At 69.7% G+C, this 12,376-nt stretch carries 11 protein-coding genes and 1 tRNA gene; 3 read left to right on the top strand and 9 right to left on the bottom strand.

Annotation, left to right across the window (positions count from 1 at the left end):
- Nucleotides 1-22: 22 nt before the first annotated feature.
- From JYJ93_RS30295 to JYJ93_RS30285, 3 genes are all read right to left on the bottom strand, one after another.
- Complete coding sequence (locus tag JYJ93_RS30295) at nucleotides 23-622, bottom strand: hypothetical protein (RefSeq protein ID WP_206798046.1); 600 nt, start codon at nucleotides 620-622, stop codon at nucleotides 23-25.
- A gap of 86 nt (nucleotides 623-708) precedes the next feature.
- Nucleotides 709-781 (bottom strand) — tRNA-Gly (locus JYJ93_RS30290).
- Between the two features lie 65 nt (nucleotides 782-846).
- Entirely contained in the window at nucleotides 847-2,787 is a 1,941-nt protein-coding gene (locus JYJ93_RS30285) for an ABC transporter substrate-binding protein (protein ID WP_206800522.1), read from the bottom strand.
- Nucleotides 2,788-2,977: 190 nt separating this feature from the next.
- On the opposite strand from JYJ93_RS30285, the gene JYJ93_RS30280 reads away from it, so the two are divergent.
- On the top strand, nucleotides 2,978-3,823 hold the full coding sequence (locus JYJ93_RS30280; protein WP_242543981.1) for a discoidin domain-containing protein: 846 nt from the start codon (nucleotides 2,978-2,980) through the stop codon (nucleotides 3,821-3,823).
- Between the two features lie 58 nt (nucleotides 3,824-3,881).
- On the opposite strand, the gene JYJ93_RS30275 is transcribed toward JYJ93_RS30280, so the two are convergent.
- From JYJ93_RS30275 to JYJ93_RS30255, 5 genes are all read right to left on the bottom strand, one after another.
- Nucleotides 3,882-4,283 carry a zf-TFIIB domain-containing protein gene (locus JYJ93_RS30275; protein WP_206798044.1) on the bottom strand — a complete coding sequence of 134 codons (402 nt, stop codon included), beginning with the start codon at nucleotides 4,281-4,283 and terminating at the stop codon, nucleotides 3,882-3,884.
- Nucleotides 4,284-4,419: 136 nt separating this feature from the next.
- Nucleotides 4,420-5,691 carry a UDP-N-acetylglucosamine 1-carboxyvinyltransferase gene (gene murA, locus JYJ93_RS30270; RefSeq protein ID WP_206798043.1) on the bottom strand — a complete coding sequence of 424 codons (1,272 nt, stop codon included), beginning with the start codon at nucleotides 5,689-5,691 and terminating at the stop codon, nucleotides 4,420-4,422.
- Nucleotides 5,692-5,742: 51 nt separating this feature from the next.
- On the bottom strand, nucleotides 5,743-6,606 hold the full coding sequence (gene prmC / locus JYJ93_RS30265; protein WP_206798042.1) for a peptide chain release factor N(5)-glutamine methyltransferase: 864 nt from the start codon (nucleotides 6,604-6,606) through the stop codon (nucleotides 5,743-5,745).
- On the bottom strand, nucleotides 6,603-7,694 hold the full coding sequence (gene prfA / locus JYJ93_RS30260) for a peptide chain release factor 1 (protein ID WP_206798041.1): 1,092 nt from the start codon (nucleotides 7,692-7,694) through the stop codon (nucleotides 6,603-6,605). Before prfA ends, prmC begins: the two co-directional genes overlap by 4 nt.
- A 284-nt stretch (nucleotides 7,695-7,978) precedes the next feature.
- Entirely contained in the window at nucleotides 7,979-9,226 is a 1,248-nt protein-coding gene (locus JYJ93_RS30255) for a CapA family protein (protein WP_206798040.1), read from the bottom strand.
- 61 nt (nucleotides 9,227-9,287) lie between these two features.
- Here JYJ93_RS30255 and JYJ93_RS30250 point away from each other — a divergent pair, with 61 nt between their 5' ends.
- Together JYJ93_RS30250 and JYJ93_RS30245 are read left to right on the top strand one after the other, a co-directional pair.
- On the top strand, nucleotides 9,288-10,103 hold the full coding sequence (locus JYJ93_RS30250; RefSeq protein ID WP_014395349.1) for a tetratricopeptide repeat protein: 816 nt from the start codon (nucleotides 9,288-9,290) through the stop codon (nucleotides 10,101-10,103).
- A gap of 12 nt (nucleotides 10,104-10,115) precedes the next feature.
- On the top strand, nucleotides 10,116-11,492 hold the full coding sequence (locus JYJ93_RS30245; protein WP_206798039.1) for a hemolysin family protein: 1,377 nt from the start codon (nucleotides 10,116-10,118) through the stop codon (nucleotides 11,490-11,492).
- A 4-nt stretch (nucleotides 11,493-11,496) separates the two neighbouring features.
- On the opposite strand, the gene JYJ93_RS30240 is transcribed toward JYJ93_RS30245, so the two are convergent.
- Nucleotides 11,497-12,201 (bottom strand): hypothetical protein, encoded by a 705-nt coding sequence (locus JYJ93_RS30240; protein ID WP_206798038.1) that lies wholly within the window; start codon nucleotides 12,199-12,201, stop codon nucleotides 11,497-11,499.
- Between the last annotated feature and the right edge of the window lie 175 nt (nucleotides 12,202-12,376).

Here is a 12,376-nt window from a genome sequence, read left to right as displayed (position 1 = left end):
TCAGCCGGGACAGCCCCTGTTCTCAGCGCAGGACGGGCTTGCCCGTGAGCAGGTCCCGGTGCAGCGCTTCGCTCAAGATGAACCGGCCCTCTTGTCCGAGCAGGTGCTCCGGGAGCACCGCTGCGAAGTCGCCGACGACGGCCTCCGGCACCACCTCGCGCCAGGTCTCGTCGTCCGTGATGAGCGTGTCGACCGCGAGCGACTTGAACTCCACCTGGTGGCCTTCCTCGATGAAGACCCGGGCGCTCAGCTTCTGGCCCACGCCCAGCGTGTCCATGTCGAACGAGTTCGCATACAGGACGTTCGCCACGGTCAGGTTGCCCGTCACCCGGACCTCCGAGCCGCAGACCAGGTCTCGTGCGTGCAGGTCGCCCAGCACGTAGAGCTTGGAGCAGTCGTCCTCGTTCTGGAACGCATCCGACAGGCAGCCTTTCACCGTCAGGTTGCCCACGACGATGAGGACCTCGTTGGCCTCCAGCGCGAAGTCGCCGTCGAGCTCCAGGTCCCCTTCGCGCAACGCGAAGTGGAGGTCCTCTGCGTCGTCCTCGAAGGGCGTCTCCAACAGGTCGGCGAGCAGTTCGTTGGCGCGGGCGCTGTCGGTCGGCTGGAAGTGGCTGGACATGCGCCGGAATCTACCGGCGGGGGGGCGGCCCGGAAACACGAAGGCCGGTGGTTCCGCGAGGGAGCCACCGGCCTGTGTCTCTTCAGAGCGGCGGAAGGGATTCGAACCCTCGACCCCGAGCTTGGGAAGCTCGTGCTCTACCAACTGAGCTACCACCGCGGGCGCTGCGTGATGCAGGGCCCAAAGTAGGGGCGGGGCCCTGCCTTGTCAATCAGAAGTCGGGGCTACTCCCCCTCCTCGACAGTGAGCTGGTACGAGTCCTGGAAGTTCGCCTCGCGGTTCCTCGCGTCACGCACCTCGAAGACGTAGACGCCTGGCTCCGCGCTGTAGCGGATGGTCTCCGGCTGGTCGCCCTTGGCCCGGTCGGACGTCTGCACGAGCGTCAGCTTCCCGTCCGGCTGCACGCGGTGCAGGTACAGCCCCACGTCCACCTTGAGGATGCCCAGCAGCGTCGCGGTGATGGCCGTGCGCACTGGCCGGTCAGACAGGTCCACGCGGAAGTAGTCCACGTCCTTCGCCGGGTACACCGTGCCGCGCACCGCCTTGCCCAGGGTCAGGTCCTGCGCGCGGTCGGCGGTGTTGTTGGGCTCGCGCTCCTCGCTGCCATTGTCCGGCACCGTCGTCACGCTGATGCGGTAGGGCTGGTCCGCGTTCTCGAAGTCCTTCACGAACTTGCCGTTCACCTTCCGGAACGAGCCCTCCACCCGGAAGTAGCAGGTGCCGCTGCACGCCACGTTGTTCAGCCGCTCCGGCTCCTTGATGGCGCCGTCGTTGGCCTTGAGCAGCACCGTCTCCTTCTGGCCGTCACCCTGCGGCGGCTCCACCATTGACAGCGTCAGGTCCAGGCGGTCCACGCCCGACAGCTCCACCTTCGCCAGCACCGGCTCGCGCGCGTTCAGCACGTAGTGGTCCACGTCCGACTTGGGCGACAGGAAGCCCTCGCGGTAGCCCGCGCCCGTCAGCGGCGTGGCCTTGAGCAGCTCGTCGTTGGGCTCCAGCTCCGCGTGCGCCCCCGCCTCCTCCTGGGACACCGTCAGCGTGTAGGGCACCTGCGCGTTGTACGTGCGCCGCTGCGCCTTGCCCGTGCCCGTCCAGCCGCCCTTCACCACCACGTAGACCACCCGGTCCGTGGCCCGCACGCCGATGTTGCGCAGCGCGAGCGGCTCGCCCTCCTTGCCCTGCAGGGTGAAGAGCGGCGCCTCCGCGGCGGACAGCACCGAAATCTCCGGCCGCACGCCCTCCACGGCGGACAGCTCGATCTTCAGCGCCACCGACGGAACCTCGGGCTCGGGCGGCGGCAGGCCGGCGTCCACCGCCTGGGCCGCGGCCACCGCGGCCAGCTCCCCGGGCGCCGTGGGCATCGCCCCCTCGGGCGGCGGCGCGGGCGGCTCTCCGCCTCCGAATGTACCCTCGGGGGAGGGCGCCGCGGTGTCGTCGATGACCGGCGTCTCGTCCGGGACGGACGGCGGCGGCACGGCCGCGGGCGTCGAACCCGGCGCCGGCGCACCCGGGGCCGGTGCTCCGCTGTCCTGGACCGCCGGGACTTCTCCTTCGGGCGTGGCGGGGGTGGGCAGCTCCACCCGGTACCAGTCCTCGTCCCCGGAGTGCCCCAGGAACGCCGTCACCGTCTGCCCCAGCGGCAGCGCGGCGGCGTCCACGGCGCGGTCGTTGGGCTCGCGCTCCTCGCCGTCGTTGGGCTGGCGGTACTTCACCTCCAGCGTGTACGCCCCGCCCGTGCCCTTGCGCGCAGGCGACACCACCAGCCAGCGCTCCTTCTCCACGTAGAGGTTCGGGAGGCGCTCCCCCTTGCCCTCGCCCTCGCTGTTCACGCCCACCAGCCGGTTGCGGTCCTGGTCGTAGACGTCCAGCTTCACGTCCCCGCCGGGCAGGCCCGTCACCGTCACGTCCGCGATGCGCGGGGTGCCCGGCGCCAGCCGGTACCAGTCCTCGTCCAGCTTGTTGGGCTCCGCCGCCAGGCCGCCCGTCACCACGCTGTCACGCGTGACGGCCAGCGCCTGGTCGGGCCGCTCGTTGGGCTCCTTCTCCGTGAGGGCGGCGGGGCCCGTCTCCTCCACGCCCGCGTCCGGCGCTTCCGCCGGCACGTCCTTCTTGCACGAGGCCACCCCCAGCAGCCCCAGGACACAGACCCAGCCCCAACGTCGCATCACGTCTTCCTCCTCGGTCGGTCCGCCTTGTCGGCCTGGGCGTGTCCGGGTGTCAAGCACCCCCAACCCCCGGCGGGCCGCTTTCATCCGCGCCTCCGAGGCGTCAGATGGAAAACGCGACGTCCGGTGCTGGCGGAAGGCGCACACCCGGACTGGAGCCGCGGGGCGGGGACGATCCAAGATGCGCCCCATGCGACGCCTGTCCCTGGCCTGCCTGCTGTTCGTGTCTCCGTCCGTCCTCGCCGCCGCGCCCGCCGCGCCCGGCTATGCCCAGGCGGAGGCCTGGCTGGAGAAGGAGGCGCGCCCGGACCACTACGTGCCCCTCAACCTCCTGGATGGCCGGGACACCACCGCCTGGTGCGCGGAAGGGGAGAAGCCCTCTCACGTCTTCATCGGCTTCAAGGAGCCCGTCACCCTGGACGAGGTGCGCGTCTACACGGGCGACGGCACGTCCCGCGACGCCTTCAAGGCCAACGGCCGCGTGCGCAAGTTCACCCTCACCAGCGTGGACGCGTCCCGCAGCGTCACCGTGCAGGACAAGCGCGGCATGCAGGCCGTGCCCCTGTCCCAGCCGCTGTTCGGCGCGCGCTTCATCCTGGAGGTCGCGGACCGCTTCCCTGGCGCGAAGGAGGACAGCCCGGTGTGCCTCACCGACCTGGTCCTCTACTCGGGCGGAAAGCCCCTCAACGGCCCCGCGCTCGCCACCCGGTACAAGTACGACGCGCGCGTGGCCCCGCTCGTGGGCACCTGGTTCGGCGGCCATGAGGGCGCGCCGGAGCGCTTCCTGTCCTTCTTCGTGGACGGCACCTGGCGCTTCTCGCTGGAGCCCCTGGAGACGCCCGAGCCCACCACCGTCGTCAGCGGCACCTACACGGTGTCCGGCAACAAGGTGACGTTGGACATCCCGAAGAAGGGCAAGGTGACGGCCCGCTTCGAGCGGACCCCCGCCGGCGAGGGGCCGAAGTCGGCCGCGGCGCTGTCGCTGGACGGGTCGCTCCCCGAGGAGTGGGGGAGCACCTTCCGCGGCCAGCCGTGAGGACCTCCGGGCGCCTGGGAGACCCGGGCGCCTGGGGAGCTTGAGGGCTGGGGCCCGCCTAGATGGCGGCCTTGGCCTTCCGCTTCGCGTCGAAGTTGCGGAAGAAGGAGATGATCTCCTGCTCGGCGGCCTTCGCGTCCGTGGCGTCCGCGAACTCAGACTCCAGGAAGATGCCGCCGCACGACTCACAGGTGTCGTAGTGCAGGGGGTGATTCCGGTCCCCGCCGTCGATGCGCACGAAGTCCACCTGGCAGTCGGGGCACTGCCCTGTCAGGGCCTCCCCGTCGACCTTTCCCCCCAACTGCTCCAGACCGGGAAGGTTGTTGTGGAGGAGGATGCGGCGCAGGTCCGAGACGTCGATCCACAGACCTCCGCACTCTCCACACTTCCGCAACGTCTCGTCGTGATCTCCTTCGAGATCAGTCATTTCGACGTCGGCGTTGCAACCGGGGCAATTCATGGGGCGGCTCGTTCTCCTGAAAGGGGGAACCCGCGGGGCTCCCCGGTGAATGGAGAATGATAGGTCGGGCAAAAATTGGGATGCAACCCGTGCCGCCGCTTCTGTTGGCAAGGTGCCGTCGACCGGCCCCTGGGGCTCAGGCCCGCTCCTTCACCCTGCGGATGTCCGCTCCCAGGCCCCGCAGTTTGCGCTCCAGCCGCTCGTACCCGCGGTCCAGGTGGTAGACGCGGCTGACCTCCGTCTGTCCGTCAGCCCGCAGGCCGGCCAGGATGAGCGACGCGCTGGCGCGCAGGTCGGTGGCCATCACCGGCGCCCCGCTGAGCGCCTTCACGCCCTTCACCACCGCCGTGTGCCCCTGGATGGTGATGTCCGCGCCCAGCCGGTGCAGCTCCGGCACGTGCATGAAGCGGTTCTCGAAGATGTTCTCGGAGATGACGGACGTGCCGTGGCTCACCGTCATCAGCGCCATCAACTGCGCCTGCATGTCCGTGGGGAAGCCCGGGTGCTCCGTGGTGGTGATGTTCACCGACTTGAGCGACCTGGGCGCCTTGCAGCGCAGGCCCCCGCCCTCCGCGGTGATGGTGCAGCCGGCTTCACGCAGCTTGTCGATGACCGCGTCCAGGTGCTCCGGGCGTGCGTGCTTCACCAGCACGTTGCCCCCGCTGATGGCCGCCGCGACCAGCAGCGTGCCCGCCTCGATGCGGTCCGGCAGGATGGCGTGGTCCACCGGGTTGAGGGACTCCACGCCCTCGATGGTGATGACGGACGTGCCCGCCCCCTCCACCTTCGCGCCCATCTTGTTGAGGACGCGCGCCAGCTCCTCCACCTCCGGCTCGCGCGCGCAGTTCTCCATCACGGTGCGGCCCTTCGCGAGCACCGCCGCCATCATCACGTTCTCCGTGCCGGTGACGGTGATGACGTCGAAGTTCACCATGCCGCCCTTGAGCTGCTTTGCCCGGGCCTCCACGTAGCCTTCGGTCAGGTGGATGTCCGCGCCCAGCGCCTTGAGGCCCTTCAAGTGCTGATCGATGGGCCGCGCGCCAATGGCGCACCCGCCCGGCATGGACACGCGCGCCCGGCCGAATCTCGCCACCAGCGGCCCCAGCACCAGGACGCTGGCGCGCATGGTCTTCACCAGGTCGTAGGGTGCCTCCGGGGTGATGTCCCCCTCGATGCTGATTTCACACGTGTCCGCCTTCTTGCCGGTGAGCCGCTCGGCCTCGCAGCCCATGGTGCGGAGCACCTCCAGCATCGTGGCCACGTCCGCCAGGTCCGGCACGTTGCGGAAGGTGGTGGTGCCATCCGCCAGCAGCGCGGAGGCCAGGATGGGCAGCGCCGCGTTCTTCGCGCCGGAGACCTCCACCTCGCCGTGCAGCGCGGTGCCACCCTTCAAGACGATCTTGTCCATGTCTTTTACGTGCCTTTGCGTGCGGCTGCCGGGCCGCGCGTTCCGTGGCCGTCAGGCCGCGGGCTGTGTCCCGAACGCCATGCGTTCACGCCGCTCCAGGTCCTTCTCCACGCGCGCGTCCGAGTACCCCGCGGCCCGCAGGAGCTCCAGGACGGCGCTGCCCTGGGTCTCACCCATCTCCAATGCAAGCAATCCGCCAGGCTCCAGCACCCGGCGGGCGCCCTGAATCACCCGCCGCAGCGCCACCAGCCCATCCGGTCCGCCGTCCAGCGCCAGCCGGGGCTCGCGCCGCACCTCGGGGGACAGCCCGGCGATGTCGCCGGAGTCGATGTACGGCGGGTTGGACACCACCACCCGGAACGTCGCGTCCGGGGGCAGGGGAGCGAACAGGTCTCCCTCCAGCACGCTCACGCGCTCGGCGACGTTCAGGGCCTGCGCGTTCTCCCGCGCCAGCGCGCACGCGTCCTTCGACAGGTCCGTGGCCAGCACCGTCGCCTGGGGCCGCTCCGCCGCCACGCTGATGGCGATGCAGCCGGAGCCCGTGCACACGTCCAGCACGCGGCTGGGCGCGTCCCTGGGCACCGCGTGCAGCACCGCCTCCACCAGCAGCTCCGTCTCCGGCCGGGGGATGAGCACGCGCGCGTCCACCTTGAACGGGCGGTTGTAGAACTCCTTCGTGCCCGTCAGGTAGTTCGTGGGCTCGCCCGCGAGCCTGCGCTCGATGAGCGCCTTGAAGGCCGCGAGCTCGTCCTTCGACAGGGGCCGGTCCAGGTCCACGTACAGGCGCACCCGGCCCGTCTTGAGCACGTACGCCAGGAGGATTTCCGCCGTGAGCCGGGGCGCGTCCACTCCGCGCTTCTCGAAGTGGCCCGTCGTCCAGGTGAGGATCCGGCGGATGGTCCAGACGTCGCTCATGACTCGCTGGGGGGCCGCCCGCCGCCCGTCTGCGCCTTGAGGGCCTCCGCCTGGTAGTGCGTGCGGCAGGCGGTGATCACTTCGTCCACGTTGCCCACCATGATGGCCGGCAGGTTGTGCACGGTGAGGCCGATGCGGTGGTCGGTGAGCCGGTCCTGCGGGAAGTTGTACGTGCGGATCTTCTCGCTGCGGTCGCCGGTGCCCACCTGGCCGCGGCGCATGGAGTCGCGCTCGTTGCGGATGCGCTCCTGCTCGATCTCGTAGAGCTTCGCGCGCAGCATGCGCATGGCCATGGCGCGGTTCTTCCCCTGGCTCTTCTCCTGCTGGCACTTCACCACGATGCCGGACGGCTTGTGGATGAGGCGCACCGCGGAGTCCGTGGTGTTGACGCTCTGGCCGCCGGAGCCCGTGGAGCGCATCACCTGCATCTCGATGTCCGCCGGGTTCACCTGCACGTCCACGTCCTCCGCCTCCGGCATCACCGACACGGTGATGGTGGAGGTGTGGATGCGCCCTTGGGTCTCCGTGGCCGGCACGCGCTGGACCCGGTGGACGCCGGACTCGTACTTCAGGTTGCTGAACACCGCGTCGCCGGACAGCGTCACCGTGGCGTCCTTCACGCCGCCGGCGTTGCCCGCGCTCATGTCCAGGATGTCCGCCTTCCAGCCCCGGCGGTCCGCGTAGCGCAGGTACATCTGCATGACCTCTTCGGCGAAGAGAGCCGCCTCGTCGCCGCCCGCGCCCGCGCGGATCTCCAGGATGACGTTCTTCTCGTCATTGGGGTCCTTGGGCAGCAGGAGGATCTTCAGCGAGGCCTCCAGCTCGTCGCGCTGCGCCTTCAGGCCGGGCAGGGCCTCCTTGGCGTAGGCCTTCTCGTCGGGATCGGCGCTGGAAAGCCAGGCCTCCACCTCGTCCAGGTCCGCCAGCACCTTGCGGTAGGCGCGGAAGGTCTCGACGAGCTTCTCCAGCCCGGCGCGCTCCTTGGACACCTTCTGGAGCTTCGCCGTATCGGCGAGGATATCGGGGTTCGACAGGTCGGCCGTGAGCCGCTCGAAACGGCGCTCGACCTCTTCCAGTTTGTCAATCATGCGTGGTTCCCGGGGCGTCTTGCCCCGTTGGGCGCCCCGTGGCAAGGGCCGAGGGCGTCAAGGAAAACCTTGGCCGTATGGGCAGCGGCATGTAAGAACGGCCCCCGTCGCCGCCCGGTGCGGCTTGAATCACGCTCAACACGGAGTCCTTCCACATGGCCGCACAGAAGGGGAATCGTTCCAAGAAGAAGCTGAAGAACCGCGCCAAGACCCGGAAGGCGCAGCTGAAGCGCCGCCGCACGCGCTTCAAGCGCGGCCAGCGCAACAACAAGTAGTCCTGGCAGCTACTGCCCCCCTCTCACACTGGAGGAGGGGGGCGGCTGGCTCCCTGCTCCCTCTGCCTCCAACGCCGGGAGCATCCGCTCCAGCCCCAGCGACCCCTGCGACGCGGTGCGCAGCAGCGTCATCACCCCATCGGCCTCGGCACCCGTGACGGGCACCGGCTGGACGGGGAACTCGGGGTAGCGGTCGGTCCTGAGGGGCAGCACGTCACTGGACACATAACCCGTGGAGTCGAAGCGCGCCCGCCACAGGACGCTGCGCTTGTCCCGGGGGTTCCAGTTCCCGCCGAACACGAAGTTGCCCAGCGAGTAGAGCACCGGCCTGCCCTGGTACAGCTCCATGGACTGGAGCACGTGCGGGTGGCTGCCCAGCACCCCCGCCGCCCCCGCGTCGATGGCCGCGTGCGCCAGGCGCACCTGGTACGGCTCCGGCGTGGTGTTGCCCTCGATGCCCCAGTGGAAGAAGGGGAGCACCAGGTCCGCCTGGGCCTTCGCCTGGGCGATGTCCTCGCGCAGCATCCGCTCCATCTCCTCCACGTCGGAGAAGTGCCCGGCCACGCCCGGCGTGGTGTCCGTGGCGTAGACCTCCCGGGGCTCGATGTTGCGCGTGCCCAGGAAGAAGTAGCCCAGGAACGCGACCTTCAGGCCTCCCACGGTGAGGATGGCGGGACGGCGCGCCTCCGCCAGGGTGCGGCCGGCGCCGAAGTAAGGGATGCGCGCGGCCTCCAGGGCGGTGAGGGTGTCCAGCAGCCCCTGCGCGCCGTAGTCCATCATGTGGTTGTTGGCCAGGCTCACCACGCCCACGCGGCCCGCGGTGAGCACGTTCACCAGCTCCGGCCGCGCGCGGAAGTTGAAGTTCTTGGGCAGCTTCACCGTGCTGTCCGTGTACGGGCACTCCAGGTTCACGACGAACAAGTCGCCGGAGTCCACGATGGGCATCACCTCGCGGAAGCCGTACGCGAACATCTCCTCGCGCGTCCTCCCCTTGGCCACCTGATCATCGAAGTACTCCTCGTAGTGGTAGCCCACCGTCACGTCGCCGCCCACCACCAGCGTCACCGGGCGGGCGGGGGCTGGAGGGGCCGGCTGCCGAGCGGGATGTCCGGTTTCGGACCCGGCCGGCGCGGCCTCTGGAGGCGGGGCTTCCGTGGCGGCGACAGGCTCCAGCCCCGGGGGAGGGGAGGCGGGCGTCACGGGGCGGGGATGGCAGGCGGAAAGCGACAGCAGGAGCAGCAGGGCGGCGTGGCGCATGGGCAAGGGGAAACTCTACCTTGCACGGGGAAACGCGCGACGCGTAGATTGCCGCGCGCCCATGGCCCGGGAAAAGGACAACATCGCTCTGTCCGATGAGCACAACACCCGCGGCATCGAGCTGGCGGACCGGGGCTGGCTGGACGAGGCCATCAAGGAGTTCAAGAAGGCCATCGACCTGGACCCCACGTCGGCGCACGCGCACGACAACCTGGCCACGGTCTACGCGGAGAAGAAGCAGTTCCGCGAGGCGCTGGGCGAGTACCTCACCGCGCTCAAGCTGGAGCCGGAGAGCGCCACCGCGCACTACAACCTGGCCTGCTTCCTCTCCACCCACGCCAGCGAGATGGCCGTGGAGGAGTACAAGGAAGCCATCGAGCTGGACCCGGAGTACCCGGACGCCCACCTGAACCTGGGGCTCACCTACGCGGACCAGGGCCGGGTGGAAGAGGCGATGCGGGAGCTCCAGTCCGCCATCGAACTGGACCCGCAGGACGCCTTCCCCCGGCACGAGCTGGCGGCGCTGATGATGGATGAAGGGGACTACCGCTCCTCCATCACCCAGCTGAAGGAAGTGGTGCGGCTGGAGCCGGACAACTTCGAGGCGCAGCTGGACCTGGGCATCTGCTACGCCCAGAAGGGCTTCTACGCGGAAGCGGAGCGCGCCTACGAGCGCGCCCGGGCGCTCAACGCGGAAGACCTCCTGCTCAACTACAACCTGGCGGCGCTGTACGCGCTGTGGGGCCGTCCGAAGGACGCCGTCCAGTACCTGCAGAAGGCGCTGGCGGCGGACCGGCAGAAGGTCCTGGGGTGGCTGTCCGCGGACCCCATGTTCGACGTGCTCAAGGGCGATCCGGACTTCGAAGCCCTCTTCTGAGGGAATCACACAATGGAATGGGTTTTCCTGGGGCTGGCGCTGCTGCTGGTCGTCGCGAACGGCTTCTTCGTGGCGACGGAGTTCGCCATCGTGAAGATCCGCGCCACGCGCCTTCAGTCCCTGGTGGACGAGGGCACGCCCGGCGCGGCCACGGCCCTGAAGATGGTGAGCGAGCTGGACGCGTACCTGTCCGCCACGCAGTTCGGCATCACGCTCGCGTCGCTGGGCCTGGGCTGGCTGGGTGAGCCCGCGTTCGAACACCTCCTGCACCCGGTGGTGGACAAGGTGCTGCCGGAGGCGCTGGCGGCGAAGTACGGCTCCACGGCGGCGGGCATCATCGGCTTCAGCATCATCACGTTCCTGCACATCGTGATGGGGGAGCTGGCGCCCAAGAGCGTCGCCATCCAGCGCGCGGAGCAGACGACGCTCGCGGTGGCGCTGCCCATGCGCGCGTTCTACTTCCTCTTCTACCCGGCCATCCGGCTGCTCAACTGGCTGGCGGGGCTGGTGCTCAAGGCCTTCGGCCTGCACTCCGCCAGCGAGTCGCACGAGGCCACCAACGAGGACGAGCTGCGCGTCATCCTGCACAGCTCCGCGCAGGCCGGCGCCATCACCACGGCGCGGGCGGAGCTGTTGGAGCGCGCGCTGGAGATGGCGCAGAAGACGGCGCGCCAGGTGATGGTCCCGCGCAACCAGATGCGCTACCTGGACGTGGAGGAGGCGCTGGACAGGAACGTCATCGACGCGCGCGCGTCCGGGCACACGTGGCTGCCGGTGTGCCGGGGCAACCTCGACGAGGTCGAGGGCGTGGTGAACGTGAAGGACCTGTTCTTCCTCCTGTCGCGCGGCGAATTGCGCAGCCTGTCGCAGGTGCAGCGCCCGGTGCTCTTCATCCCGGAGAACGCGACGCTGGAGCAGCTCCTGACGGAGTTCCGCCGCCGGCGCCGGCAGATCGCCATGGTGGTGGACGAGCACGGCGGCACGTCCGGGCTGGTCACCATCGCGGACGTGGTGGCGGAGGTGGTGGGCGATGTGGCGGAGCTGGGCCGGCGCGTGGAGGAGGTGCGGGCGCTGCCCGGAGGCCGCTTCGAGCTGCCCGGCACCGCGCAGCTGGACGACCTGGAGGCCCAGCTGGACGTCACCTTCGATTTGAGCGACGACGAGAAGGGCGAGGTGACCACCATCGCCGGCTACCTGATGACGAAGCTGGGCCGGGTGCCGGAGAAGGGCGACAGCCTCAAGCTCGACATGTGGCGCATCCTCGTGGAGGAGGTGGACGGCCCCCGCGTGGTGCGCGTCACGGTGGAGCCGCAGTCGCGCCCCACGGCGCTGCCCAAGGACGGCAGCCGCGCCACGGAGCCGCCCGCGTCCTCTGGCGAGACGGGGTGAAGCCCTAGCTCTTGGTGGGCTTCACAGCCTTCTTCTTCGCGCCGCCCTGGATGGCCGCCGGCTTCACCTTGCCGTTGGGCCGGTCCACCTTGAGCAGCTCCAGGTTCGTCTCCCCGTCCGTGGTCAGCTTCAGGATGCCCACGTCCGGGGCGAACCACATGAAGCTCTCCATGGAGCGGCCCTCCGCGCCGGGGCGGCTGGCGCGGGCCGTGGTGATGTTCTTGATCTTCAGCGCCTTGAAGGTGCCCGCCGCGACGGTGATCTCCTCCTCGCCCACCACCGTGGCCTCCTTGTCGAAGGTCGTGGCGATGGTGGGGCGCAGGCCGCCCTTCCTGGCCGGCGGCTGGAGCTTCACGGACAGGCTGTTCTTCCAGGTGCCCCCGAGGACCATCACGGACGGCGCCGGCACGGCCGCGCCCTCCGCGTTGACCACCTGCACGTCCATGCCGGACGCGGACAAGAGCGTGCCCTCCAGGCCGCCCAGGCCCGTGCGCACGCCGTTGGCGTCACAGGTGAGGTCCGTCTGGCCGCTGCGCCCCTTGAGGCTCACCGCCAGCGTGGCCTTCACCGTCCCGTCCGCGTTGGGCGCGACGTCCTTCGTCGCCAGCACCAGCTCCGACGAGCGGCCCGCCCGGTAGGTCAGCGACAGGCCTTCCTCCATGGGGAACCAGGGGTTCGGACAGGGGGCCGGCGCCGCCGCCACCACCATGTCAGACCGGGGTGCTACCTGGGACGTCGGGGCCGCACCGACGAGGAGCGACATGGCAACCAAGGGCTGAAACGTAGGACGCCTCCAGAAAGATCAACAGGAAGGTAGGGTGGGCCGGCTGCTTTGCAAGGGTGCCGCAAGCTCGCTCACCTACCGGCCTGTAGCACTGGACATA

The sequence above is a fragment of the Corallococcus sp. NCSPR001 genome, assembly GCF_017309135.1.
Classification (GTDB): domain Bacteria; phylum Myxococcota; class Myxococcia; order Myxococcales; family Myxococcaceae; genus Corallococcus.
Note: the sequence above shows the minus strand (reverse complement) of the source record. Positions and strands in the feature narration are given on the sequence as shown.